This is a genomic window from Flavobacterium sp. 102, assembly GCF_003634615.1.
GTDB lineage: Bacteria > Bacteroidota > Bacteroidia > Flavobacteriales > Flavobacteriaceae > Flavobacterium.
In genome coordinates this window covers 3,111,661-3,137,289 of the sequence record NZ_RBKX01000001.1, presented here as the reverse complement: position 1 = coordinate 3,137,289, position 25,629 = coordinate 3,111,661, and the positions used below count along the sequence as shown (strand labels likewise).

At 36.7% G+C, this 25,629-nt stretch carries 23 protein-coding genes; 5 read left to right on the top strand and 18 right to left on the bottom strand.

The window, feature by feature from the left end:
• Positions 1-10: 10 nt before the first annotated feature.
• Together C8C84_RS13820 and C8C84_RS13815 are read right to left on the bottom strand one after the other, a co-directional pair.
• Positions 11-523 carry a DinB family protein gene (locus tag C8C84_RS13820; RefSeq protein WP_121314205.1) on the bottom strand — a complete coding sequence of 171 codons (513 nt, stop codon included), beginning with the start codon at positions 521-523 and terminating at the stop codon, positions 11-13.
• Between the two features lie 51 nt (positions 524-574).
• Positions 575-1,171 carry a TetR/AcrR family transcriptional regulator gene (locus tag C8C84_RS13815; RefSeq protein ID WP_121314204.1) on the bottom strand — a complete coding sequence of 199 codons (597 nt, stop codon included), beginning with the start codon at positions 1,169-1,171 and terminating at the stop codon, positions 575-577.
• Between the two features lie 918 nt (positions 1,172-2,089).
• On the opposite strand from C8C84_RS13815, the gene C8C84_RS13810 reads away from it, so the two are divergent.
• The 3 genes from C8C84_RS13810 to C8C84_RS13800 all read left to right on the top strand — a co-directional run bounded on the left by C8C84_RS13810 (position 2,090) and on the right by C8C84_RS13800 (position 6,328).
• Positions 2,090-2,590: a hypothetical protein gene (locus C8C84_RS13810; RefSeq protein WP_121314203.1), complete on the top strand. Its 501-nt coding sequence runs from the start codon at positions 2,090-2,092 to the stop codon at positions 2,588-2,590.
• Positions 2,591-2,768: 178 nt separating this feature from the next.
• Positions 2,769-3,203 (top strand): lipoprotein, encoded by a 435-nt coding sequence (locus C8C84_RS13805; RefSeq protein ID WP_121314202.1) that lies wholly within the window; start codon positions 2,769-2,771, stop codon positions 3,201-3,203.
• A gap of 65 nt (positions 3,204-3,268) precedes the next feature.
• Positions 3,269-6,328: a T9SS type B sorting domain-containing protein gene (locus C8C84_RS13800; protein WP_121314201.1), complete on the top strand. Its 3,060-nt coding sequence runs from the start codon at positions 3,269-3,271 to the stop codon at positions 6,326-6,328.
• 707 nt (positions 6,329-7,035) lie between these two features.
• Here the strand turns inward: C8C84_RS13800 and C8C84_RS13790 are convergent.
• The 7 genes from C8C84_RS13790 to C8C84_RS13760 form a co-directional block, all read right to left on the bottom strand.
• Complete coding sequence (locus C8C84_RS13790; protein ID WP_147406864.1) at positions 7,036-7,938, bottom strand: hypothetical protein; 903 nt, start codon at positions 7,936-7,938, stop codon at positions 7,036-7,038.
• A 155-nt stretch (positions 7,939-8,093) separates the two neighbouring features.
• Complete coding sequence (locus tag C8C84_RS13785) at positions 8,094-8,714, bottom strand: hypothetical protein (protein WP_121314198.1); 621 nt, start codon at positions 8,712-8,714, stop codon at positions 8,094-8,096.
• A 182-nt stretch (positions 8,715-8,896) separates the two neighbouring features.
• Positions 8,897-9,088, bottom strand: a complete 192-nt coding sequence (locus C8C84_RS13780; RefSeq protein ID WP_121314197.1) for a cold-shock protein — start codon at positions 9,086-9,088, stop codon at positions 8,897-8,899.
• Between the two features lie 79 nt (positions 9,089-9,167).
• Entirely contained in the window at positions 9,168-9,296 is a 129-nt protein-coding gene (locus C8C84_RS17240; RefSeq protein ID WP_255415818.1) for a hypothetical protein, read from the bottom strand.
• 464 nt (positions 9,297-9,760) lie between these two features.
• On the bottom strand, positions 9,761-10,231 hold the full coding sequence (locus C8C84_RS13770; protein WP_121314195.1) for a hypothetical protein: 471 nt from the start codon (positions 10,229-10,231) through the stop codon (positions 9,761-9,763).
• Between the two features lie 210 nt (positions 10,232-10,441).
• Positions 10,442-12,262 (bottom strand): T9SS type A sorting domain-containing protein, encoded by a 1,821-nt coding sequence (locus C8C84_RS13765; RefSeq protein WP_121314194.1) that lies wholly within the window; start codon positions 12,260-12,262, stop codon positions 10,442-10,444.
• A gap of 1 nt (position 12,263) precedes the next feature.
• Positions 12,264-14,132 carry a hypothetical protein gene (locus C8C84_RS13760; protein WP_121314193.1) on the bottom strand — a complete coding sequence of 623 codons (1,869 nt, stop codon included), beginning with the start codon at positions 14,130-14,132 and terminating at the stop codon, positions 12,264-12,266.
• A 321-nt stretch (positions 14,133-14,453) separates the two neighbouring features.
• On the opposite strand from C8C84_RS13760, the gene C8C84_RS13755 reads away from it, so the two are divergent.
• A complete protein-coding gene (locus C8C84_RS13755; RefSeq protein ID WP_121314192.1) occupies positions 14,454-14,741 on the top strand; it encodes a helix-turn-helix domain-containing protein in 288 nt (95 codons plus the stop codon).
• Between the two features lie 2 nt (positions 14,742-14,743).
• Entirely contained in the window at positions 14,744-15,976 is a 1,233-nt protein-coding gene (locus tag C8C84_RS13750; protein WP_121314191.1) for a type II toxin-antitoxin system HipA family toxin, read from the top strand.
• A 496-nt stretch (positions 15,977-16,472) separates the two neighbouring features.
• On the opposite strand, the gene C8C84_RS17235 is transcribed toward C8C84_RS13750, so the two are convergent.
• The 9 genes from C8C84_RS17235 to C8C84_RS13710 all read right to left on the bottom strand — a co-directional run bounded on the left by C8C84_RS17235 (position 16,473) and on the right by C8C84_RS13710 (position 25,612).
• Entirely contained in the window at positions 16,473-16,601 is a 129-nt protein-coding gene (locus C8C84_RS17235) for a hypothetical protein (protein ID WP_255415817.1), read from the bottom strand.
• A complete protein-coding gene (locus C8C84_RS13745; RefSeq protein ID WP_199717178.1) occupies positions 16,598-16,831 on the bottom strand; it encodes a hypothetical protein in 234 nt (77 codons plus the stop codon). The genes C8C84_RS17235 and C8C84_RS13745 overlap by 4 nt, the downstream gene beginning before the upstream one ends.
• Before the next feature lie 850 nt (positions 16,832-17,681).
• Positions 17,682-19,280 carry an ice-binding family protein gene (locus C8C84_RS13740; RefSeq protein ID WP_121314189.1) on the bottom strand — a complete coding sequence of 533 codons (1,599 nt, stop codon included), beginning with the start codon at positions 19,278-19,280 and terminating at the stop codon, positions 17,682-17,684.
• Positions 19,281-19,936: 656 nt separating this feature from the next.
• Positions 19,937-21,040, bottom strand: a complete 1,104-nt coding sequence (locus C8C84_RS13735) for a nuclease-related domain-containing protein (RefSeq protein ID WP_121314188.1) — start codon at positions 21,038-21,040, stop codon at positions 19,937-19,939.
• A 131-nt stretch (positions 21,041-21,171) separates the two neighbouring features.
• A complete protein-coding gene (locus C8C84_RS13730; RefSeq protein ID WP_121315078.1) occupies positions 21,172-21,792 on the bottom strand; it encodes a hypothetical protein in 621 nt (206 codons plus the stop codon).
• 154 nt (positions 21,793-21,946) lie between these two features.
• A complete protein-coding gene (locus tag C8C84_RS13725; RefSeq protein WP_121314187.1) occupies positions 21,947-22,576 on the bottom strand; it encodes a DUF4339 domain-containing protein in 630 nt (209 codons plus the stop codon).
• A gap of 142 nt (positions 22,577-22,718) precedes the next feature.
• Positions 22,719-23,378, bottom strand: coding sequence for an endonuclease/exonuclease/phosphatase family protein (locus tag C8C84_RS13720; RefSeq protein ID WP_121314186.1), 660 nt, complete (start codon positions 23,376-23,378; stop codon positions 22,719-22,721).
• A complete protein-coding gene (locus C8C84_RS13715) occupies positions 23,378-24,877 on the bottom strand; it encodes a Fic family protein (RefSeq protein ID WP_121314185.1) in 1,500 nt (499 codons plus the stop codon). The genes C8C84_RS13720 and C8C84_RS13715 overlap by 1 nt, the downstream gene beginning before the upstream one ends.
• 528 nt (positions 24,878-25,405) lie before the next feature.
• A complete protein-coding gene (locus C8C84_RS13710; protein WP_121315077.1) occupies positions 25,406-25,612 on the bottom strand; it encodes a hypothetical protein in 207 nt (68 codons plus the stop codon).
• Positions 25,613-25,629: the final 17 nt, after the last annotated feature.

Here is a 25,629-nt window from a genome sequence, read left to right as displayed (position 1 = left end):
AAGGTTTCTACTATTCGTTTTTTATAACATTGCATTTTTCAATCACTTGTTTTTCAGTTAGCCCAAATATTGAAGGTGTTGCTACATCTAATAGGTTTAAATAGATACATAGTGCACCACAATGATGAATTTCGTGAATTACTAGCGCTCTTAAGAAACTACTTATTTTGGTTTCAGCATTGCTTAATGTTGTTATTTTTTTATTGAGATCTTCATCACTTAACGAGTTGAAAATTTGTAGAGATTGTTTGTGCATTTCATTGAAGTAATAGTGTACCTCATCATAACCATCTGCTAGTTCTTTTCCACATCCTTGATAAGAAGGTATATTGCCTGATACTAGTTCTGCAAACACGTTTCTTTCAATTGCAGCAATGTGTCTGATTATATCTGCAATTGTGAATTTTCCGGATTTATAAGTCCAATTCATTTTGTCTTTTGGAATGACGTGAATAATTCGATTTGTTCCTTCACGGACTTTTTCGAAGTAGTTTAGAAATGATTCTACTGTTTTAATTTCCATTTATGAGTGTTTTAACAATAGACCGATTGGTCTTTTTTGTTGTAAATTTTTTTATTCCTTTAAATTTTTAATCATTTCTTCCAAATATTTCATAGTAACTACAAGGGCTTCAGAACTTCCAGTAACTTTAGATTGCATCATGGCACCTTCTATTAATGACATTAATATATATGAAAATTCATTTGCGTTGGTAGATGCTTTAATCTCCTTTCTTTCAATACCTGTTGCGATTGATTTTTCAATGGCTTTTTTCCAAAAATTAAGTGCGGTAATCGCTTTTTGCCTTAACAAGGGATGCGTATCATCGGCTTCCGTTGAAGTATTCAATATGGGGCATCCCGCTTTTAAGAATGGTAGTTCTAAAAATTTTCTATAGGTCTCGGGATATACTAATAATCTATCAATCATGTTAGGTCTAACTTCGATTTGTTTTCTTAAATAGGCCACAATTGTATTATAATTTTCATCAAAAGCAGCTAGTGCTATTTCATCTTTGTTTTCGAAATTGCCATAAACACACCCTTTACTCAAGCCTGTAGCCTCTAAAATATCACTCATAGAAGTTCCGAGAAATCCTTTTTCATTGAAAATAGGTGCTGTTTTTTCTATTATGAATTGTTTAGTGCGGTCTGCTTTTGAAAGTATCATTATAAATGGAATTAATTTAGTCAAAAGTAATTAAAATAAACCAATCGGTCTGTTTTTTTTAAAAATATTTATTGTTTTAAATATCTAGATAGTGACTTTATCATAAAGTCTTAATCCTTATGGAAAAAGTATCTGTTAGTATAGAAAAAATAGAGGACGCAGAGTTAGGTTTAATACTCGATTTCCACATTATTTAAATAAGCTTAGAATAAAAATTTTGCGAAATGCGTACTTATTTGTCTTCTAAAGGAGCTCGTAGATGCTGTGGGCATGTCCGTCGCAAGTCGCGTAGTGTGTATTAATGTTTTTCCCGAAGTGTCTATTGATTTTTAATGGAAGGACGAATAGCTTTGAAAAGTTATTTCAATAATTGTGACGGTATTTTTTTTAAGAGCTAAGGAGTAGATAGGATGAGAAGTGTTTTCTTTGGTTTTGAGGCTCAGCTGGTTACTTTCTAATTTTTTGAAACTACTTTTTTTGAACTTCAATATGCATTTTGGAGTAATGGATGTCAAATAGTTGACAATATATTTTTTTCTTACAAATTTTTATATACTTTCGTATTAAATAAGGCCAAAATACCACTTGCGGGTTTTATTTCTTTTTTCAAAAAAAGAACAGATTTCAATTAAGATTCCATTTTAAGTCCACTTTCACATTTACTAAGTAAATGGAGGTAGCTTTTTGGCAAATATTTAGTTAACTAATTATTTACCTCTTCAGCTGATTCTATCAAATGCTTTGTAGATGATTGTTTGCTGGCGTTAATATGGTACCCAAATTATATTGAATTTTAAGCATTTTACAACAATACTTAAATCATATATTATGAAAAATTTATTCACCTTTATTTTTTTACTGAGCCTATAACAGTACTAGCACTTATTTTCAATACAGAACTCCTAATGTCTTTACATCATGGTAAAATTAATTTTATTTGCTTTTGTTTTATCGTTATTTTGTTCATGTTATAAGGTGCAATACAATGAGTATCATGTACCCGCAAGAATAATTGATAATAAAAAATTAAACACCCCTGATAGCATTTATAAAGCATTAGATACTTTAGCATTATATCAGTTAATAAAATATAAAACCATTGGAGATTTTTTTATACCAAAAGAAGATTCATTTATCAGATTTTACGGTAAAGGAAAATTAATCAGTTATGCTTCAAGAATTGCTTTAAGTAAAGAATATTTTAGACCCGCGAGAGGACTGCAAGGGACTTATTTTGTAAAAAAGAAAAAAACATACTGCACTTTTTATAATGGTGGTGGTGTTGCTGGAGGTGGTGGTGCCGGTGTCATGAATTTCAAAAAAGACACATTAATAATTTTAGTTAAAAATGTAGAATATTATTATTTAAAGGTAAAAAATGTTGATCCTGATTGGATAGATTGGCAGCCAGATTGGTAACAGTGAATTTGAAAACGCATCTTGGGATGGGAAATCATATTTTCACTATCGAAGTCCTAATATCATTACATCTTGGTAAACTTTTTAATATTACTCATGTATCAACTTTCGACACCTTTATTTGATAATTAGCTTGAAATAAAAAAATCATATCATAAAAACAACACTAAATAGAAAAATGAAAAAAATCATAATCTTACTCACAGCAGTAACCCTGCTAGCATCCTGCAGCAAAGACGATGGCGACATCAAACCCACTTATCAAACCCTTGCGGGATTATGGAAGTTTAAATCTATAACAAGAGCCGATGGAGCAGTAGTTCCTTTTGAAGGGCATTGCTCCACTAAACAGGATTACCTGCAAATATTCGCTTATCGAAAGATTACGACGTATAATTATTATCCGGATTGCGTTGATACGCAGAATTGGGGCACTTCTGACTATAGTATGGATTCAGATGGTTTAATATATGCAGGAGGCGTAATTTTCGATGAAGCAACCGTCACTCATCTTTCTAGTTCTGGTTTTACAATAGAATATGCTGTTCCAACAGATTTAAATTTTATGGTAGATATTAACGATGCTAAAGCTATTAGGTTTGAAAAGATGTAATTTTCATCTGTCTACTGAGTTGACATTTTAGTATAAAATCAGCATATATTTGTTGAAATTAAATTTTGAAAAAGCTAATAACCATATTCATCCTTACAACAACACTCGCCTTCTCCCAACAGGAAGCGAGTGTTTGGTATTTTGGGCAAAATGCCGGATTGAAGTTCCAAACTAATGGAACAGTTACTCCTTTATCCGATGGTCAGCTCAATACTGAAGAAGGCTGTAGTTCTATAGCTGATGCCAATGGGAACTTACTTTTTTACACTGATGGCAGGACTGTTTGGGACAGAAATCACATTCAAATGCCAAACGGTAGTTTTGATCTTGGGACTGAACTTTTCGGAGATGGCTCCAGTACACAATCGGGGATTATAGTTCCAAAACCGGGTGATCCAAATATCTATTATATTTTTACAGTTGATGAGCCTCATTACCAAAATGCGGCTGCTTATCCGAACGCTTTTAGTGGCAGCTATACGGAAACCGATAGCGGCCAAACACCCTTAAATGATGATGGGAAAAATAACGGTTTTAATTATAGTGTTGTAGACTTAAGCGCAACAGGAAGTAATGGGAGTATTGGTAATGTAGTTTCAAGAAACAATCATTTGATAACTTATAACACTGATCCAAATGGTGAAGAGATAAAGTATAAGTGTGCGGAAAAAATCACGGCGATTAAAAATGATACTGACGGTAGCTATTGGGTAATCACTCATTTTACCAATAAGTTTTATGCTTTTAAAGTAACTGCTTCCGGGGTGGTTTCCACTCCGGTGGTTTCTACAGCAGGTTCTAATCAAACACTTTTGGGTTATCGCAGAAATGCCATTGGTTATCTTAAAGCTTCTCCTAATGGAGAAAAACTGGCTATGGCACATCAACAAAACGGGACAACAGTAGGACAAGCTGCTTTTAGTAGCGGTAGTGTTGAGCTATTTGATTTTGATGGGGTAACTGGCATAGTAAGTAATCCTATCTATGTAATGCCAAATGTTCAGGCCTATGGTGTTGAGTTTTCTCCGAATTCTGAAAAACTGTATGCAACGTATCGTGTTGCTGTCAACCAGTACATGGAACTGGCTCAGTTTGATTTGTTAAGCCCCAATATTACGGCATCAAAAATTGTCATTTATAATACCTATAGTTACTTATTTGCCCTACAGTTAGCACCAAATAGTAAGATTTATTGTGCCACAGGGTATTTAGGCACTTTAGGGGTGATTAACAATCCAAATGATTTAGGATTAGCCTGTAATTATGTTCAGGTAGGGCAATCTTTATCTCCAACTAAATTAGTAAAATCGGGATTACCGCCTTTTATTACCTCATTTTTTAATGCTTCTTTCACGGCAGAAAATTTCTGTTTAGGATCAACAACACAATTTACCCTGAATAGCTCAACGGCAGTTACAAGTGCAAGTTGGAATTTTGGTGATGGCAGCCCTTTGTCCAATATGATTAATCCCAGTCATCAATATTCCGCTTCCGGTAATTATATAGTTACGTTGACTGCCACCTCAGCTAATGGAACAATAACTAAATCAAGGACTATAACCATTTCTGCAATACCTGTTATAGCCAATAGCATATCAAATCAATCAGTTTGCGGAACTCCAAACATGAATTACGATTTAGCCCAATTTAATAATACACTTTTGGGTAGCCAATCTGCGACAGCTTTTGGAGTGGCTTATTTTTCAAATGTGACCGATGCTGGTAATCATTCAAATGTATTGGCTACTAATTATTCTTTACCGATAGGAACTACAGTTATTTATGCTAAAGTCTATGGTTTGGCTAATAACCAGTGTTTTGCTTTAACCAATTTCACAATTGGTTTGTTTTCTTCACCGGTTGCTAATATTCCTAATGATATTTTTATTTGTGATGATGTAGTAAATGATGGTTTGGGCATGTTTAATTTGCAAAGTGTAAAAGCGAGTGTTTTAGGAAATCAAAATCCTAGTAGTTTCAATGTTAGCTTTCATTTGGATCAAAATGATGCCAATAGCAATAATAACCCTTTAGCACTCAATTATCAAAACATAAGTAATCCTCAAACGGTTTATGTTAGGGTTGAAAACAATCAAAATGCCACTTGTTTTGCAACTACCTCATTTAAGATAGGATTGTATTCAATGCCGGTAATAGCTAGTCTACCAGATAATTTATATGCTTGTGATGATGGGAGTGACGGAGTTGAGATTTTTGATTTGAACCAACAGACTTCAGTTGTTTTAGGATCTCAATCCGCAATTGATTTTATAGTAACTTATCATAGTTCTCAGAATGATGCGAATACAGGAAGTAATCCTTTGGCAGCTAATTTTGCAAACACTATAACACCACAAACTATCTATGTAAGGATTGTAAATAGATTGAGTAATACTTGTTATGCAACAACTTCTTTTCAATTGCACGTCAAAGCAGAACCTGTTTTATCAATGGAGGATAGTTATACCATCTGTGAAGGTCATCCCATAATCATAACAGCACCTGCTGGTTTTTCTAGTTATAGTTGGTCCACAGGAAGTGTAACTTCAAGTGTAACGATACCAACAGCCGGAAACTATTCTGTCACAGTGATTGAAGATTATGGCACGATACAATGTAGTACTACTAAAGATTTTGTGGTATATAATTCAAATGTAGCGACCATAACAGCGATTGAGATTAACGATTGGACAGACGAACAAAATTCGATCGCAGTTCAAGTTACGGGTGATGGTGATTATGAGTTTTCGCTTAATGGTGTAGTCTATCAGGATAGTAATGTTTTCTCAGGCTTGACAAGTGGACAATACATGGTTTATGTTAGAGATAAAAAAGGTTGTGGAACAGCAACTGATAGTGTATTTCTATTAATGTATCCACGATTTTTTACTCCTAACGGAGATGGACGTAATGACACTTGGCAGATCAAATTCTCAATGGTTGAGCCACTGATGGAGTTACATATTTTTGACCGCTATGGTAAATTAATAACCATTTTTAAAGGTTCTGATTTTGGCTGGGATGGTACTTACAATGGCAGAGAACTATTTGCTGACGATTACTGGTTTGTGGTAAAAAGACAAGACGGTAAAGAATATAAAGGTCATTTTTCTTTGTTGAGGTAGATGCTTTTTTTGCTTGAGGTTGCATCCGATTTTATATTGATAATTGAAATCAAAAACTGGAATAATAACACATCTTGAACTACTGATGTCTACAAATCCCAATTCCCATGGCATTTATTTAGTTGTTGCAGTATTTGCGGAGCTGGGGTCAATTGCTTTTGTAAAAGAAAAGGAAACCTCTTTTTCAAAACCAAAGACAATCTCGGTGTACAATATGTCACCCTGAGTATTTGAAATTAAAAGGAGGACTGCCGGTGGCAGTCAGGTTTAAAAGTCTTTAGACTTTTAAAAAGCTAAAAGAATCGCACACCACATTGTCATCCTATCCCAATAATTATGGGGAGTCGAAGGACTTCTGTCGTCCTCAGCAGTCCTTCCGTAACCCTCCGAAGCTCGTTTGAAACCTTCCGATAACCAGTTGAAGCCTCCCGAAGCTGGTTTGAAACCCTCCGAAGATGTTAAATGCAAGTCAGAAGATCGTTTGAAGAAGTCCGAAGCTTTTTCTTGTGAGTCCGAAGCTCGTTTGAAGGAGTCCGAAGCTCGTTTGAGGGCTGGGAAGGCTTGGAAATGTTGGAAAGTTGGTTTTTGGAGAAAATATTACACCTGACAGGTTTTTGAAACCTGATAGGTGTGGATTTAGGTTGTTGTGAGGATTGGAATTTTGCGCTATCGAGATGAGGAAATGAGTAGTATTAGGTTTTTCGTAATTACATTGAATTCAATCTGTTGCAATGGTTGGGCGAATTGTAAATAGGTATAGCAAAATTAGGCTTTTGTAAGCTACCGTTTTTTATTAAAAATGTTCGTGTAAATTCTTTCTTCAATGCTTTTTTTCTTGATTTTAAAAAACCGTAAAGTCTTCCATATATTTTTTTCATAGCGCTGTCTTTGCATTGCACTTCTAAAATTTCTTCTGCTTTTAGATTGCCTCGTATGCAATAGTCTATTTTAATTTGATACCTATTCCTTTTTATTCGCTTAATTTTTCCGTCTGCTAAAGTATCATCTGGGCCAATTAAGGCATCACTTTGTCTATACAGAAGAATGCCTTTTTTATTAAAAGTGTAATGGTAAAATTCATAAGTTTTAATGGTGAATTCCTCCTTATCATTGAAACCAAAATAAGAACACCATCGCATATGACTTGTGGAATAAGTGACGCTACACATACTATCCAGCAAATCACCCAAGGTCAGAATTTTGATTAACTCATCTCTTTGATAAAAAGTGACCATCTCAAACTGTTTTATACCATAGGCACCACTAAAATCGTCAATAATAATAATGTTTTGCCCATCATCTGAAATGACAGCGGTCCTCATTTCTATAAATAAACTGTCATTTTTTATGGTGTAAAGTTTTTGATTGGTTTGCTTATCATATAACCCCCAATAGTAGCGGTCAGGATAGGAATAAGAGGTTTTTTGATAGTTCTTAGTAACACTATTATAAATAGAATCGGTATATAACTTGTTATCTGAAAAAATAGTATCACAAGGCCTTAATTCAAACCTTTCATTTTTACTTTTAAAAGAAAATGTCATTCTGGGCTGATCAGCATATACCTGATGAACAAAACAAAACATTAGTAAGGAGTAAAGTATTTTCATGGGCGTTTTTCTTAGCATAAAAATAGGAAAGATTATTAGCGGCTAAGCTTAAAGAAATCATAAAAAAGGAACCGATTGATTCTACTATTGCCACCCTGTCCCGATAGCTATCGGGAGTCGAAGGGAAGGGCCAACTCCCAACTCATAACGCTCTATCAATCATATTCAACAGAGAAGCGTATCTCTTCTTTATGGTTTGTTTTAGTCGAAATCCTAATCTCTTTTAAACAAGCTCCTTTTTCATCTTTTGAAGCACAGGATATTAAAACTTCGTCAATGAGTTGATCATTTTTGTCTCGAACTACAATTTTTGAGAGTTCATGGTTGGTATAATAAAAATACCGGGTATAAAAAGGGGTAAAATTGTCTGTTATTTTTGCAATAGTACCATCGGGATTGTAATGGTATATGGCTTCATTTTGTTTGTATTTTTTTCTCGAATAGCAACTAATGCGTTCCCGCTGATTGGGTTGCCAACGTGTTTTGCAGTAATACGGTTCTTTATCAGGATACGATTCTACCACAAACCATAATTTTTTTTGGGTTTCTTGCAGTGTATTGCCTGTGGCATCAACTGTTTTGGAGTATTTGATGCGGCCATTTTTAGTAAAGACCATTTGCTTGGTATGCAAAAGCTTTTTCTCATGGCCTTTAACTGTATATACTTCTTCGGTGGCTGTTTTTATACCGTCAGGCAACAGCCTTGCCTTGGTATACTTTTTTGTAGCACAGGACAGTAGTGTTAAGAGCAGGATAAAAACAAGAATGACTCTCATAACCGTTAAGTTTAGCGATGTGCTAAGTTACGGATTTTAAAAGATTTAGAAAACAAGTTGTGTACTATTGGAACCCTGTATTTTTTATTTTTGGAAAAGTATTATTAGTCCGGGGGCTACTTAAAACAAAAAAAAAGCCAATCAGAAGGATTGGCTTTTAACAAACACTGGTAAAATATATCTTAGATAACGTTTACATTGGTTGCGGTTGGCCCTTTTTGACCGTCCGTTACATCATAAGACACTTTGTCGTTTTCCTGCACCGCGCCATTAAGACCGGTTGCATGTACAAATAAGTCTGCTCCGCCATTGCTTGGCGTAATAAATCCGAAGCCTTTGGCTTCATTGAAAAATTTAATTGTTCCTTCGTTCATAAAAATGATTATTAAGTGGCGAAGGTAGTCTTTATTATTGATTTTTAGGTGTTTACTTTGAATTGTTTAGACTGTTGCATTATTTTACTATATATTTCGTTTTGTTCAGAGTACCAATACTGTCAAACATATTCAGTTCAATTCCTTTTTTCAAATCTCTGCTGGCTGTCGCAGACGACAAATCTTTGAATACGTTGATAAGTAGCATTTACTTTTCCAATTTTTTCTGAAATGAAACTTATTAATTTTAAGATTTTCGGAGTTAGGTCGTAATGTGGTTTCATTGATACTATCATTTGATATTATCATAAGTACTTTTTTTTCGCAAAAGCACAAAGTTATTGTAGCTAATGTTCCGTCTTTAGTTGGCATCAGTAAATCAAAGATTCCAAGTACACCCCCGCTATCGGGAGTTGAAGCTCCAACTCCCAACTTATAACTCCCTCACTAACCACAAAACCCAATCGCCACCACACTGTCACCCTGAGCTTGTCGAAGGCTGTCCCGATAGCTATCGAGATGACCCGAGGCTTTAGCCGAACGGAGCGAAGCACACGAGGCGAAGCCGACTGCCGAAGGAAATCGAGAAGCTACTTCACCTTATTGTCATTCCCGCACAGGTGGGAACCCATCTTGTTCAAAAAAAGCGATATTCCTCTGCTTTCAGTTCCTTTAACCTTTATTAGTTTTCAGGTCATCAAGGTTTTGAAAGTAAGTCTTTATTACTTGGTGAAGTGATTCCTCCTGCGACTGAATAATTAATCTAAACCATAGAAATGTAATAATGAAAAACACAGAAAGTCCAAGACTACTCCATCCGAAATCTTTTATAAATCCTATGGCTAAAAAAAAGATAAAAGCGAAAGTGATTAGGTAATATTCAGGTCTGACCGAGGATTTTAGATGCACAATTGTTTTCTCTTCATCTGCCGTTATTTTTGCATGGGTTGAAACACTCATGCCTTTATAGCCGTTGATAATTAAAACCCCAACTGATATATTGGACCGAATCACATACTGGCCGTCTTCAAACACCGCTGTAAATTTTAGAAAATCATTTTTGGTAAGAATTCTTTTAACGGTCAGGCTATCCATCTCCAAGATAAATTCGTCTTCTGTAAAAAGATATTTATTCCAATTCATTGTTGTTAGGAGAGCATTTTACGATTAGGGATAAAGATAATAAAATTCTAAACTTAGCCAGTGTATTATGACAATCGGTTGTCAAGGAATTTTGGGAAATGTTATGGGATTTTGGGACATAATAAAACAACAGTTACGGAGTAAGTTGTAGAGCCAATAAAAAAAGGACAGATAACAGCTGTCCTTTTTTATTAAACTTTAAACATCGTATTACTTTATGATGATTTTTTTCGTTATGCTGTTTTCGCCGTCGCTGATTTTTATAAAGTAAAGACCTGATGCAAGATGAGAAAGGTCAAACGAGTAGCAATTTTCGGTACAATGTAAAACCTCTATACCTCCTACGGCATAAATTACGGCAGACTTTATTGGCTGTCCATAAGACTCAATATTCAATCGGTCTCTTGTGGGGTTAGGATAAATCCTAAAACCTAAATTATGCTCATTTACCGACAACGTAATTGCCGGATTCAGATAATCGGGAAGGTTAGGGTGTAAGGGATCTGAAAAATCATTTAATGGGTTACCGTCACCATTGGCATCTTCCAAAATTGTAGGTATTCCGTCGCCGTCGTCATCGTTGTCAAGATAATTGGGTTGCCCGGTGTTATCCGTATTATCATCAGCAAGGAAATTCACGCCATTAACATCTTCGTCCCAATCGGCCACACTGTCATTATCACTATCAACTAAACATTGGTAAACTTTTGTATTGATTCCGGCCAAATTATTATCTGATTTTACGAAAACGCGAACCGCCTGAAGAGTCGAATATTGCAGGTTTCCTATAAATACAGGATTATCATTATAAATATACGATGAAAGTCCACAACTCATTAAATTTAGCGTGACAGGATTATTGGTCACGGTAAGGTCAGTCATCTTTAGTCCTGTTTGTCCGGATATTTTCATAATACCCCAGGCTCCCGGGGCATAATTGGCAGAGCCGTAGTAGCCTGTTGCAAAAACATTCCCTTGGCAATCGAGGTCAAAGGAAAGCACGGCTTCATTTTCGCCCGTAGTCGAGGGAATCGGAGCACCAACAGGTGTCATGTTCGCGTCCCAGCTGGTCCATAGGGTTGTCCCGTTGGTCAGGTTAATTTTTGAAACCCGGAATTGCGTGGAAACAGAGCCGACATAATTATGGGCAGAACTAAAGTAAAAGTAATTATCAAAAAAATGGTAATCGGTAATTCGACTATCAACTGTTAACGATTGTATACTCCACATTTCGGCACCATTATCCACATTGATCCTGAACATATCACCTGCGCCCAAAACATAAAAATTATTGAATTTGTCAACAATCATCCTGTCAATATCTTCAAGGCTGGCCTGGCTCGAACCATGGATATAGGTTTTCTGCCAAATGACACTTTGAAGGTTGAGACCGTTTATTTTGCGTAGGGTCGCATAAGTACCCGTTTTGTAGCCAATCAGTAAATTGTTGTTCTTGTCCAATTTAGGCTTGAACGTTTGCAGGCTACCAATGTGCTCATTGATTTGTGTGGTTGCCGCATCCGATTTGTTCATCAGCAAAATGCGATAACCGGCAATAGTGCCACCATTATTGTCACGGATGCCATAGTAGAATAAGAACTGGTTATCGTTGTAGTTTTGTATCGTCGCTTCCTCATCATCATCTGATAAAAACATTGCTGATTTCCAAATGATATCGCCGGTTTGCAGCGACATTTTCCAGATTTGGGTTCTGGTTATACTGTTCTGGTGGGTTTCATTAATCAATATTCTTATATAAACATAGGAATCATCAAAATAAGGAATGTCTATTAGCTTAATATTCAGATAAGGATTAATCGTATTCTCAATGCGCCAAAGCGTTTCACCATCGGGTGAAATCAATGACACCACCGGTATGGCGGCAATTGTATAAATATCTCCTGGAATTTCGCCCACGATTACTATGCCATTTGGTGTCTTGGCAGAGGTAAACATGATGTCGCAATTTTGCGATACTGCCGGTAGTGTTGCCAAAACTCCAAAAAGCAGATAAAAGTATTTTTTGATCATCTTAGTTAACAGTTATTGATTTAGTGATAGTACAGCCACCGATATCGGTGATGGTAACAGAATAGGTTCCGGGATTCTGAACCGTAATAAGTGGTGTTACTGCTCCGGTGGACCAAACTTGCGTCATGCCATAAAATTGAGGAATATATAATTTAGTAGCAGTGTTGCAATCGTTACTTTCTATGCCAATTTCAAAGGGCCCTAATTGAAATAAATCTTCAAGGATAATCCGGTCGTTGGAAAAATTGTTATCAATGCCTCCACTCGGATTGGCCACGTTAACCTCTAATTCTTCGTACCAGGTATTAGGTGTAATCGCACATCCTGTGACCGCAATACTAACTGATTCGCCGGGAGCAAGTGTATTGGTATAATGGTTAAAATTACCACGGTTGCTGTTGATTACACATTCTATATCGAAGCCTGTTAATTCAAAAGGTGAATTATTGGTAACCAAAACCTGAAGGGCTGAGACATCACAAATACTGGCAGGAGTAACTAACGTTATTCCCAGGTCACGGAATGTTGCGGGATCCATATCGAATTCATCGGCACCAATATCAGGATTAACGGCATTTCTGGGCTGGCCATCAATGTCGGTCAATATGCCACTGATTGGCGTTCCTGCCCCATTAATTACTATTGAATTCGGAGCGTGAAGATCGGGTTCTGAACCAAAAACGTTGCCCGAAATTTTGCTGTTCATGTCTTCCCCTGATAAAACTTTCCAATCACTGAAATTATAAAAGGACTCTATCCCTTCACCCGAATAGTACCTGTGAATAACTAAGGAGTGATTGCGGAATGCATTATAGTTCATATGTAATTTGGTCAATGTAGCCGGCATATGTGCCCTAATACTCGCTTTGTCGTAAGGGTTTTTAAAAATGTTATTATAAATATTATAAGCGTTCAGGTCAGAGGATTCAGTAATGGAAAGGCAAATACTGTTGCTTGAACTAAAGGAGTTAAACCTGATGTTTGTATCATAGAAACCTTGAACCTCAAGTTCCTTTGCCATCGAAAAAAAGTTATTGTACAGGTTAAGATTAGTACCAACAGTATAATTACCACTTATCGTTGACAAAGTAAGACCGGTTGTCGTTGTATTGGCTTTGAACCGGTTTCCGGATATGATGAGATTGTCATCTGAATTGGTGACCGACATAATATTCCTGAGGATATTACCCGAATATTCATTACCACTAATGGTTACATCCCGTCCCTGATAAATAGAAATAGGCATAATCCCACCGTTGATGATGTTATTGCTAAAAGTAAAATTATCGGTAAGCGAACCCGATTTATTGATGCACACACCGGCATTGTTAAAAGTATTTCCGTCTATGACAATATCATATCCATTGATTACAGCTATCTGGGTTACCGCGTTTGCAACATTAATGTTGTTGAGGCTGTCAACGCTCAATGTGAGCGTGTTGGTGAAAATGCAATTGAGGATGTTAAAATGACCGACGTACGTATTACCGTTTATATATATTTTTCTGGTGCCACCACTTAACCCGATATTTTTAACGGTTACATATTGGGACCCCTGAGTAAAAGTGAAGGTTGACGAGGTAAAAGTAACGTCTGAGGCGTTGGCTGTCTCAGATTGAAAAGTGACGGTGTTAGTGGGTGATTGCCCGGTTATTTCCGTAAGTGTAAAAGACTGGGAAGCATAAGTGCCCGATCTGATATTGAAGGTTACAGGACCTGAAACGCCATTGGTTTCCAGGGCCGCTACTGCAGTAACCACAGTGGCATAGTCCGGAGAAGTGCCTCCAACGGTATAAACGCCGGAAAGCGGCTGAGCCAAAATGGGAGCAAAGAAGCTTAGTGACAGTAAAATGAGTAATTTTCGAATCATAGTTTTAAGGTATATAGCAAATATATCAATTTTCAATTAGTGGACAACTATTTTAAACGTCACTGCGAGTGTCCCGATAGCTATCAGGATGTCGAAGAACCTCGCTAATCACAAAATGCAAACCTCAGTACCTCAGTACCTTTGCATGACAACTCATAACTCACAACTCATATCTTCATCGAAATGCGCTGAAAAGTAATTTTAGCATAGTACTAATTTAATATAAGTTTCAGTTTTGCTACTATTTATTTGTAAATAGTATATAATATATTATCTATTTTCAGATTATTTTGCTATATTTGTATAATATATTATATATTTATGTCAAAATACAGTGCCACAAAAACGCCAACTGCTGTGATGGAAGAACTAGTCCTGAAGGTTCAGCAATTGCGAAAAAAAAACGGAATATCTCAGCTTGAATTGTCTAAACGATCTGGTGTATCTTTTGGAAGCATCAAGCGTTTTGAAACAACGGGTCAAATTTCGTTGGAATCACTATTGAAATTGGCTTATTTTTTTAACCGTCTTGACGATTTTACCCCTGTATTCAGTATTGATGCTGATTTAGGAAGTGTAGCCAAATTATTCAGTGATAAAACCAGATAGTAATGAAACCCATTCAAAAAGTTACCGTTTCCCTTGATTTTGGTGATAAAGAACTGCAAGTTGGAGAATTGATAAAGGAAGGCAGAGGTATTTATTTTAAATATTATACGGAATTTATTAAAACAGGACTTGAACTTTCTCCTTTTTATTTACCGTTGAATGATAGTATATATACTGCGCCCGTGCAACCCTTTGAAGGATTGTTTGGTGTGTTTTCGGATTCATTGCCTGACGGATGGGGACGTTTATTATTGGACAGAACCTTGACTGCAAAAGGTATTCTAGTACAAGATATTACGCCTTTACAGCGATTGTCCTATGTTGGTTTAAAGGGTATGGGAGCGTTGCTTTATCGTCCTCAAATTGAAACGGCTGCTCAAGAAACATTACTAGTTGATTTAGAGGCGATTGCCAAAGAAATGACTGTGGTATTACAAGGTGCTAGTTCTTTAGCGATTGATGAATTATATGAAATGGGTGGTTCCTCGGGAGGGGCAAGACCTAAGATACTTGTTGGATATCATCCTAAAACCGAACATTTGATTCATGGTATAGAGCCTTTGCCGAAGGGATATGAACACTGGCTTATAAAATTTCCATCATCCAATGACAGAACCGATATTGCTTCAATAGAATATGCATATCATAAAATGGCGCTAACTGCAGGAATTAATATGAATCCTTGTAAGTTATTTGAAACCGAATCGGGAAAGGTGTTTTTTGGCACTAAACGATTTGACAGAAGCGAAAATGGCCGACTTCATTTGCATTCGGCAGCCGGTATGCTGAATGACAACTTTAGGTATAGTACCATGGATTACGGTAATTTGATGGATGCCACTTTTCGACTGGAACAGGATGTAGCCGGACAGGAGAAAATACTAAGGATAGCTGCTTTTAATGTTTTTGCTCATAACCGGGACGATCACAGTAAAAACATATCCTATCTGATGGATGCAGCAGGAAAATGGCAACTGGCACCCGCTTATGATTTAACTTATTCCAATTCTTTACACGGAATGCACAGTACTACTATAGCCAGAGAAGGCACGAATCCGGGAAAAAGCCATTTGCTTGAATTGGCGAATGAATTTAGATTGAAAAATGGAGCTGTAATCATAGAGCAGGTTAAGCATGCTATATCCCAATGGAAACGGTATGCCAAAGAAGCAGGTGTCACCAAAGAATCGATGGATCTGATTGAAAAGAAGATGCAAAGCACTTTGAAATTATAATTAACTCTAAATGGTATAAACGTTACCTAATTACACTTTTAAATGGGTCACAAATTTGGTAACTATTTGTGACAAAAATAGTTTGCCAATTCTTCTTTTTGCGGCGGTAATCGCCGTTGATTTGGAAAAATTTAAACTAGGGACTCTTTAGAAAGTGTCTGATTTTCAGGAGAAGCTGCAACGCCACTTATTCTTTAACCACAAAAACAATCATAATCACTTTGTCATCCTGAGCTGAGTTTACCCTGTCCTGATAGCTATCGGGATGACGAAGGGAAGTGTCAAAGGGCCAATTCACAACTCACCGTGCCAATAAATTTTAATGTTTTTTTAGAAGTAGTAGCCAAATTAGAGTTTTAAATTTCAGTCCCTTCTGGTTTTGGAAAATCTTTGCCTAAATGATTATGCAATTTTTTCTCCAAAATGATGTAGTACATCGTTAATGATATTGTCATAACCAATTTTACCTACGATCTTAGGAACAATTAAATCAATATCAATCGATTTTATTGTGATTATAACGTAAGGCCAAGTTGGTACCACCGGCTAATGAAAATTCAGCCAAGCTGGGTAAAATTTGAAGTTCTTTGATTAGTAAGATTAAATCGGCAGCAACTGCACTCATACTTTGAAACGATGGAATAACTCCACATTATATCTTTCCGACACCATTTTACATACACTATTACTAATACGCTCTTTGGTTGCTTTAAGATATTTTACAATAACCCTTGGAGTATACAATTGCTCAAGTTTTTTAATATCCTCTTCAAAGGTTGCTGGTGTAGTGGCAAACATAGCCCTTGGAATAATAATATCCTTATCTCTGTCAAGATTAAGTTTATTATAATCCATATCCCAAAAAAGGTGTTTAGGGAAAATAGTCGCTATGTTAATCTGCTGTTTCACAATACAAAGGTATAAAAAAATAATAAAAAAGAGGTGTTCTCATTTGTTTTCTAAAGTATGTCTCTTAAGAACCAAAAGCCACCTAATTCATTTTCTGGTTTCTCAGTAAATTAAGAAATCGCAATAAGTATGCCGCTGATGGATAGAAAGTTGCCAATTTACCTCAATCATCCACCACACTGTCATCCTGTCCCGATAGCTATCTAAAATCAAAGGGCAACCACCAAGAAAAAAAATCATCTAAGTTAACTACCAAATAAAAACCTTAGAGCCTCAGAACCTTAGAGCCTCAGAACCTTAGTACCTCAGTGCCTCAGAACCTCAGAACCTTTGCATAACAACTTCACACCAAACCACCCCAATATCCTTCTCCCAATCCCATCATCTAATCACTACTTCCTTCCTTAAAAATCGAAACCCTCCCCAGTCCACAAAACCCAATCGTCTACACACTGTCACCCTGTCCCGATAGCTATCGGGAGTCGAAGACCCTCGTTATCACAAAACCCAATCGCAAGCACTATGAATAATCTTGTTTTGATGAGGCAAAATTAGAGAACACTTGTCTTGCAAAATGACAAGCAAGCGCATATTAGGACAAAGAGGGAAGAGGGATGAGGCGATTGTCAGTCTTTTTGTTATACGAGGGTTCTCGATACATCCCGTCTCTTTTTCTAAACGAGACGGGATACTCGAACTGACGAACGTACTGTTGTCTCAAGTTCCCAAAAGAAAAACCGATTAGTTTCCCAATCGGTTTTTATATTTTATAAAAGAGGTCTACTTTAAATAGACACTATTGTCTTGAAATAAGCTTACCGCTTTGAAGCGTTCCATCAGCACCTGAGAGTTTGTAATAGTAAATCCCTGAAGCAAGACTCATAGGTATGCTAGTGGTGCTTTGCGTTAGTGAAGTCTTTAGGACTACCATACCCAATGCATTATAAATCGTAAGTTCGGATGAACCGGAATCAAAATCAGCCAAAGTTACATTCAAAGAAGAAGTAAACGGATTTGGATAGAATTGCGCCTTAGCTTTTATAACATCGTTTATGCCTAAAGCACCACAACCCGGTGTCATCTGAGCATTGATTCCAAAGGTGGATATTCCACCACTTGTACTTAGGACACGTCCTTCGACAGTGGTTCCTGTATTTAATATTACGGCTCCATTGTTACCGATTAGGGTTCCCCTAAAGCTAGCGTAATCATTCAGGCTGGTGGCACCATCAATTTTCCAGAACACATTTTTCGCCTGTGCACTATTCTGCAATACTACCGAGGCATAGGTACTGGTTGAAAGTGCACCGACAATCTTGATTACAAATACGGCATCGGGATTATTCTGGGCGTTTAGGAAAACGGTTCCGTTTAATACCGTTGCAGCATTCATAAGATAGGTATGAGGTGTCAACACCAAATTCTGCCCAAAGGCTGCAGGATAAAGCAGCTCTATATCGACAGGAAGTGTACTAAGATAGGTATACACATTGTTCAAATCGAAGGCACATTGTGCAGTCGATACATCAGGGTTTGGGTGTATTGTCCCGGTTACGTTTTCTGTTTGAAAGCCCGTTGTAAGACCAACATTGGTTCCAATATCGCCAGTTACAAAAGAAACCCCTGTATTGGCTACGGCACCATTTCCTGAAAAAACCGTATAGCAGGCAACGGTATTAAGCGCAGGTGCAGTAGGTCCGGTAAGCACCGGAGTTCCGCAACCAAGCGGCATTACTACAGTTACTCCGGAAACCGTTATGGCACCTGTTGTTGAAAGCGCACGACCTTCGAGTGAAACACCTGTATTAAGTATGATGGCTGCATTATTGGCAACGATGGTTCCTTTCATGACGGTATTGGTGGCTAAATCTACAAGCCCTTCTATTTTCCAGAACACGTTGCAGGCTACGGCTCCATTCGTAAGTAGTACTTGTGCTCCGGCTGCCGATGAAAACGCACCCTCTATCTGAAAGATAAAGACGGCATTGGGATTTCCCTGTGCGTTAAGTGTCAGGGTATTATTCAGACTGGCACTTTCTCCTATAAAGTAAGTTCCTGCATTAAGTGATTGTCCGTTTCCTAGTAGCGGTGCGGGAAAAAAGTTTGGGATGGCTGCGTCTAATTGGTTATAAGCAACCGTAAGGGAAGCCGCTGCATTCGCCGTAGTTCCATCAGCGTCATGCATGACACCGTCTACGTTTCCGAAATTGGTACTCGAGCCGTTATTGGTGCCGACATTACCGGTAATGTGTGAGAGTCCGGTACTGCTGACCGCTCCATTAGTTGAAAAAAGTGCAAAACCAGCCGATGTTCCCAGTACGGGTGCCTGGGCATTTGTATGGGCAGCAAAAGAGAATAGGGCAACCGAGGTTACCAATAGTAGATGTTTATTCATAATATAGATTTGGGGGCAAAGCAGCAATTTAATTATCGCTACATGGTAAAGGTAGGTTGAATAAAAGCCTAACAGCGGAAACTACCTTTTAATGTAATGTAATCCGTGAATTATGTAACTGGAAACTTTGTTTGTGTAACTAATAGTAAAAGTTGTGAGTAATGCATTACGACATTACTTATTACTACAGTCACCTTAGTTTATCCCGATAACTATCGGGAGTCGAAGACCTTCGTTCAGCACAATTGCCAATCGCCACCCACATTTGTCATCCTGTCCCGATAGCTATCGGGAGTCGAAGGACTGTCCCAATAGCTATCGGGAGTCGAAGGACCAACTCATAACTCATAACTCGTAATTCGTAATTTCTAATTCGTAATTCACAATCAAAACCACCCCAATATCCCTCTCCCAAACCCCTCATCTAATCACTACTTCCTTCCTTAAAAATCGAAACCCTCCCCAGTCCACAAAACCCAATCGTCTACACACTGTCATCCTGTCCTGATAACTATCGGGAGTTGAAGGGCTGAGTTGAGTTTATCCTGCGCCTAGTTTATTCTGTCCCGATAACTATCGGGATGCCGAAGGAATGGGTCGAAGGGTTCTCGTTCCTGTTCCCCCCCGTAGGGACAGGTCGCGACCTGTCCCTACAATCAAACATTCAATTTTGATGATATTTCATTGCGGTCTGAGATTTTAAGCAAAATATCAGCAATCATTTCGGTTTCTTTATTAGTAAAACTAGGAGTAAAGTACTTAATATATTTATTCAATTCATCTAAGGCAAGAATCTTTGTAAATTGAAATTCCTCATTGGGTTTATTATTAATGAAAACAATAAGATTTCTGATAGGGATTTTTCTGTCTCCCCAATGATTTCTTGTGAAACTCAAATTAGATTTTTTTATTTCATTCGATAATAGCCTATATAGCGCATAGTTGGTTCTCTTCACTTGTTGAACAGGCGAACGTAACTCTTTATTGGCTATTGAATGGTTGCTCCAATTTTTGGTTTCAATTAAAAAAATACCCGATGGTGAAATCAGCAAATGATCAATTTGAACAGATTTTATATGGTCATTTTCTTTTCGATTATATATTGGAGGATAGAATGTACAGCGAAAATCATTTATCAGAATATAATCATCAGACAAGCTTTCTAAAACATCTACAACTTTCTGTTCTCCTAGAGCGCCATAGATTGAATTGTTTACACCTTTAATAACTGTTCTTTTAAGCTGAAGTTTTTGCAACTGCAGTGAACTACTCTCATTTACCGCCACCGTGAAATTGTTAGAGAGATGTTGGTAGCGGTTATTATTTTTAGAAAGTAAAAGTTTATACTTTCTTTTGGTAATGATAATACTACAGCGAAACAAGAGCGGTGTAAACCAAATTTTTATCCAAATCACCATATTCAACCAATACTCTTTAATCATTGGTATAATTTCCGAATTGGCTATAGACAGGTTTTCAATCTCTTGTTTTAAAAAGTCAAGTCTTTGCTTTAATTGTTGTTCATGTTCGCTCTCCGTTTTCGAAATAGCCTCAATTAGAGTAGCTATATCTTTTTCAAGCACTATTTTTTCTTGTTGAAGTAATAATGTGTGTTTTAATATAACTTCTTGTTCTTTAGAATGATAGCTCTTTTCGAAATGGATTAACTCATCAAGCGAATTAAATTCGTCAAGATTATTTCTTACCAAATGAAATCGTATATCATTTAGTGCGCCGATGGTATTATAAATTCTACACATATGCTCTGCTGATGGGTTATCATTAGATATAGGGGTAAATTTATTAACTGTAAAGTTGGGGTGGTATGATAGTTAAAATAATTTTGATAGATTCAAATGTATAAGAGATTTATTTTATAAGATATTCAATATTACACTGATTCAAAAAACTGTATAGCAAAATTACAGAAATCAATAATAACCTCTTTATCCAAATCAAATTCTTTTCTTCTGCCTAAATAGTTTTGTGAAGTAGGGGAGATTTCCTTGCCTTCTTTTAATTCCTGATAAGTAATGCATTTGATATGCTTTTTAGAAACCAATATGATATAGGCATTTTCATAAGGATAGTTTTTCGGTAAATCTTTAAAGGTAAACTCTTCGCTAGCCCTAAACTTTACTTCTATAAAATAAACTTCTTTGCTTTTGGGACTTTGCATCACAAAATCAGGCATTCGCTTAATCTCTTCGGCTACTTCCGAACGAACTCCTTTTAATAATTCCATGATGCCGGGTATGGTGTTTTCCATACCATATCTGAAAACATTGTACCCAAGACTTAAAAATAGCTCTTGTATTAAGGTTTCAGCAATACGACCTTTAATCATATTATAACGGTACAATCTTGCCTTGTCTGATAGACCGTGAGTATCTTCTTTTTCAAGAGCAGCACTAACTTTTTCCTCTGTCTTTTTTTGCAGTTTGGAATAGCACGTTAAACAATGCCCACCGTTAAATTTGGTATACTCTCCGCAAATGATACAACTTGCCATAAGTATATTTTTTAGGATTAAACTAATTACAATAGAAAGGATCTGGGTCTCCGGCAGCTGGGGCAACTGTGCCATCAAAACACAAATGTAACTTTTTTGATTTAATTGTAATAGGTTTAACTTCTACTGAAGTGCCTCTTTCACTATCAGGTGCCTATGCTGTTTTATCCTGATGAGCCGGAATATTTTTTAAAGTAACATACTCCGTTTTATAAACACCTCCTGAGTCTTTAATATAGTCTACAGCAACCGTCACTTCATTAATGGTATAATCAGTAGTATTGTTAACAGTAACATCAAGATTACTGATACCACCTAGGGGATCATAACTATACTGATTAGTACTAACAGTTACTTTTTCTTCTATAGCGTTTCTAATTTGACTATAGTCAATCTCTTGGGCTACAGGAGCAGCTTCCTCCTCAGGTATTATATTTTCAAAAGAATCATTTGGTTTATCATTAATCATGGCAAAAATGGCCAACCCGGAAAACACCAATACTATGGTAGCAACGCCTATAAGTACGTTTCTTAAAGTTGTAGACTTTTTCTCCTTATTCTTTTTATTCTTTCCTTGTTTAATACTCGGTGGTGATTTCTTAGTTAAAGAGGGTGGAATACTGACAAGGATACTTCTCAACTCTGCAACTTCTCCGGCAGTAGTCCAATCTGCTATACCTTCATACCATATGGGAGTGTCTTTTGTGATTTTCTTTTCTTTTAATTGTTCAAGGTTAAAGGGGCCTATATTTTCTGAACCGTTGTGTAAGAAGTACTTCTTCATTGTTTTTAATTATATTTAGTAGGTTATTTAATTATTGAGACGAGACATTATTTCTATAATGTTTTTTTGATAAAACACTAAGCGTAGAATCTCATCAAACATATAAAATTTCTCACAGATAACAACCTCAATAATTGTAATTTTATGACAAGGTCAAGCAAATTCCAATATGGTCACTTAACTGTTTATCATGATTCCAAGTCTCAAGTGTCACTTTTTTATTTTTAATAAAGTCTTTACTCAATACAATTTGGTCAACATTGTTTTCAATTTCTGAAGTCAGGTTTTTAAGGTTGCCTTTTTCAAAAGCGTTGTTTAATTTATTTCTTGCATCGTGACTTGGATAAGCCCTTCCTGAAAAAGTAACGTTTAAATCGCCAACGATACAAAGAGAGTTTTCGTGGGATAGCTTTTCAAAGTCTAAAAGTTGGTTTCCTAAATCACTTTTGAAGCGTTCTCCCATTCCTCCAAAAACGCCTATGATAGTAGCATAAACATTTAATAGGCCATCAGGGGTTTCAATTTGAGCGCAAACTGAAGTAAAAGCATCATACGTTTTGTGCTGCAATACTATTTTATATTTGGTCCAAATGGTAGTCCTGTTTTCTCCTGCTTGATATGCAATACCATCATGACCTTTTGGTAATGATTCTGTGGCTATAGCATTGTATTCTTTGCCGGGGGTAATAATAATATTTGTTTCAGTTAAGACTACGATATCAGCGTTATATTGGGCTAGTTTGTCCAGAATTAAACGCTTTGCTTTTTTGGGTCTTTGTATATTCCAAGTTAGGATTTTCATTATAGTTGTCTCTTTACAGCATTCCCTTTTGCTGTAAGTAGGTACCTCTGTTTCGGATGGTTTGGACTATCCGGGTATTTCATGGTAATTACTCCTGCAGCCAAAGCCGGCTCCAAATAATTTTCTCTGAAATTCCCCTCGTGTTTTAATTCCAGAGCCTGTTGTATTTCTTTCCTACTCATTTCTCCTTCCATTACTTTTAACAAATTTCGAACTTCTACGGAAGTACTACGGTACTCCTGCGGTACTTGGTCGGTACTTGATGGGTACTTGGTCGGTACTTGGTCGGTACTTGGTCGGTAAAGAATAGCCTTGAACGCTTCTTGTTGCTCAAAATTTGGTTCCGGAAGATTGTTTTCTTTAGCAATTCTTACCATATCAGCCGTTCCTGTACCCAAGCGTTCTATATATCCTTTCAGATACATAGGTTCTGCCAATAAAGGATTGGCAGGTACCGAGGTGTGTAGCCCTTTAAGCTTTTCAATCGTCCAACCCAAAGGTAAAGCGCCGGGATTAATCACCTCTAAGCGATCACTAAATAACATAACTTGCACACTGCCGTTATGAGTATAATCTCTATGGGCAATCGCATTGACAATGGCTTCGGCTACGATTTCTTTGGGGATTTCATATTTTCCGGGAATTTCAATATTTTCTTTCCGAGTACCAACAGAGTAATCTAATTTTGAAAGTACAAAATCAACTGCTTGATCCACCAGTTCAAATACATCGCCTTTGAACACTTTGTAGGATGGAATGGGTTTCTCTACAATAGTTCCGTGAAAATGTACACAACGCACCTCCGAATTAATAAAGAAACGCTGTGGCTCTTTACCAAAGAGTAACAAAGCCGCATGGGTTAGTTTTGCGTCTTTCATTAGGTTTAAATGGACCAAAATTTCTTCAATCGAAGCGGTTTCCTGTAATTTAAACCCTCTTTTAGCTCTGGCTACTTGAACAAATTCACGTACTTTGTTTTCGTCTATATCAGTAATACTTGCGCTTGCATCTGTGGCAGCGTCAAAAGGACCAACTCGTATTAACTCTTTTTCGATAAGGTAATTAACTAAAGCGGCATAAACAGCAGCTTTTAATTCATCAATAGTAGTAAATCGTTTTCTGATTAAAACCTGTTGTGCTTTTTGAATAAAGGCATTTTCTTTATCATGTCGTTCCCGGGTACTATGACTGGTTAAGAAAATCAATCTGGTTTTATGATGTAGTGTAGCGTGGTCAAATTCACGTTCGGTGGGTGAAACGCCTGCTGCATCTTCAAAACCATATTGCGTGCCCAACAAACCTAAATAAACATCACATTGTTGCACTTCAAGCAGATAAATAGCATCAGTTCTTTGATCAATGGCAGGTAATCGTTCAAACAAAAAAGGATCAAAGAACCTCCCCAACAAAGGATCCGACAAAATATATTCGAAAATCATCTGTCTTTCTTCAGCAAATTCTGCTTGTACACTGCTTATAAATAGTCTTGTTTTAGGCATGGATTATTTTTTGTCTTTCAATTCAATTAAGATCACAATATATAGTATAACTTACTATAACAAATATATCATTAATCTTTTAAGTGCGTAAAAGCTTTCCGGTTATAAAATTCGTAATTCCCTCACTATCCACAAAACCCAATCGTCTACACAACTGTCATCCTGTCCTGATAACTATCGGGAGTTGAAGGACTATTGATACCCACAAAAACCAATTACAATCAATCATTCTGAGTAAACACGGTTAGCCTATCGGAAGCAGTATGAAGCCAAATTAGACCTCTCAAAAACTCAACAATAAATCGCAAAATCAATAGTAGCCTCTTTATCGTTTCTCTATTTGACATAATGTATGTTTTGATACACTACTCATATAGTAAGTAGGGCTTTCCTATAAGGGAGGTATTAAGTATGGAGCTATGAATTATGAATTATGAGTTATGAGTTGGGAGTTATGGTAAGGAAGTTCAAATATTGAACAAGTTTTAAGAATAAATAAGAAAGTGTCACAGATAGGTTGGTTCTTGCTTACCCGACAATCAGAGGCATTACATGGTCTACTTGCAATCCGGTGTATTGACAAAATTCTTCAACGGCTACCAAGTGTTGCGGTTGCTTGTTGAAGTGCTTCCGAATTTCAAGCAATAGTAGTCGAGAGTATCTATAACCTCGACCCGTAATTCTTTGAACGTCTTTGGGGTAAATGCAAATTCTTTTAGGTTCAGGTTTGGCCATAGAATTTCTTTGTTTAC

What these genes read in the sequence shown, in the direction of transcription:
- C8C84_RS13710 (WP_121315077.1), bottom strand. Translation starts at nt 25,612, where the DNA reads ATGGCCAAACCTGAACCTAAAAGAATTTGCATTTACCCCAAAGACGTT.
- C8C84_RS13810 (WP_121314203.1), top strand. Translation starts at nt 2,090, where the DNA reads ATGGTAAAATTAATTTTATTTGCTTTTGTTTTATCGTTATTTTGTTCA.
- C8C84_RS13720 (WP_121314186.1), bottom strand. Translation starts at nt 23,378, where the DNA reads ATGAAAATCCTAACTTGGAATATACAAAGACCCAAAAAAGCAAAGCGT.
- C8C84_RS13745 (WP_199717178.1), bottom strand. Translation starts at nt 16,831, where the DNA reads ATGGATTATAATAAACTTAATCTTGACAGAGATAAGGATATTATTATT.
- C8C84_RS13730 (WP_121315078.1), bottom strand. Translation starts at nt 21,792, where the DNA reads ATGGCAAGTTGTATCATTTGCGGAGAGTATACCAAATTTAACGGTGGG.
- C8C84_RS13755 (WP_121314192.1), top strand. Translation starts at nt 14,454, where the DNA reads ATGTCAAAATACAGTGCCACAAAAACGCCAACTGCTGTGATGGAAGAA.
- C8C84_RS13740 (WP_121314189.1), bottom strand. Translation starts at nt 19,280, where the DNA reads ATGAATAAACATCTACTATTGGTAACCTCGGTTGCCCTATTCTCTTTT.
- C8C84_RS13765 (WP_121314194.1), bottom strand. Translation starts at nt 12,262, where the DNA reads ATGATCAAAAAATACTTTTATCTGCTTTTTGGAGTTTTGGCAACACTA.
- C8C84_RS13770 (WP_121314195.1), bottom strand. Translation starts at nt 10,231, where the DNA reads ATGAATTGGAATAAATATCTTTTTACAGAAGACGAATTTATCTTGGAG.
- C8C84_RS13785 (WP_121314198.1), bottom strand. Translation starts at nt 8,714, where the DNA reads ATGAGAGTCATTCTTGTTTTTATCCTGCTCTTAACACTACTGTCCTGT.
- C8C84_RS13715 (WP_121314185.1), bottom strand. Translation starts at nt 24,877, where the DNA reads ATGCCTAAAACAAGACTATTTATAAGCAGTGTACAAGCAGAATTTGCT.
- C8C84_RS17235 (WP_255415817.1), bottom strand. Translation starts at nt 16,601, where the DNA reads ATGAGTGCAGTTGCTGCCGATTTAATCTTACTAATCAAAGAACTTCAA.
- C8C84_RS13805 (WP_121314202.1), top strand. Translation starts at nt 2,769, where the DNA reads ATGAAAAAAATCATAATCTTACTCACAGCAGTAACCCTGCTAGCATCC.
- C8C84_RS13750 (WP_121314191.1), top strand. Translation starts at nt 14,744, where the DNA reads ATGAAACCCATTCAAAAAGTTACCGTTTCCCTTGATTTTGGTGATAAA.
- C8C84_RS17240 (WP_255415818.1), bottom strand. Translation starts at nt 9,296, where the DNA reads ATGCTACTTATCAACGTATTCAAAGATTTGTCGTCTGCGACAGCCAGC.
- C8C84_RS13780 (WP_121314197.1), bottom strand. Translation starts at nt 9,088, where the DNA reads ATGAACGAAGGAACAATTAAATTTTTCAATGAAGCCAAAGGCTTCGGA.
- C8C84_RS13735 (WP_121314188.1), bottom strand. Translation starts at nt 21,040, where the DNA reads ATGTGTAGAATTTATAATACCATCGGCGCACTAAATGATATACGATTT.
- C8C84_RS13820 (WP_121314205.1), bottom strand. Translation starts at nt 523, where the DNA reads ATGGAAATTAAAACAGTAGAATCATTTCTAAACTACTTCGAAAAAGTC.
- C8C84_RS13790 (WP_147406864.1), bottom strand. Translation starts at nt 7,938, where the DNA reads ATGAAAATACTTTACTCCTTACTAATGTTTTGTTTTGTTCATCAGGTA.
- C8C84_RS13725 (WP_121314187.1), bottom strand. Translation starts at nt 22,576, where the DNA reads ATGAAGAAGTACTTCTTACACAACGGTTCAGAAAATATAGGCCCCTTT.
- C8C84_RS13815 (WP_121314204.1), bottom strand. Translation starts at nt 1,171, where the DNA reads ATGATACTTTCAAAAGCAGACCGCACTAAACAATTCATAATAGAAAAA.
- C8C84_RS13760 (WP_121314193.1), bottom strand. Translation starts at nt 14,132, where the DNA reads ATGATTCGAAAATTACTCATTTTACTGTCACTAAGCTTCTTTGCTCCC.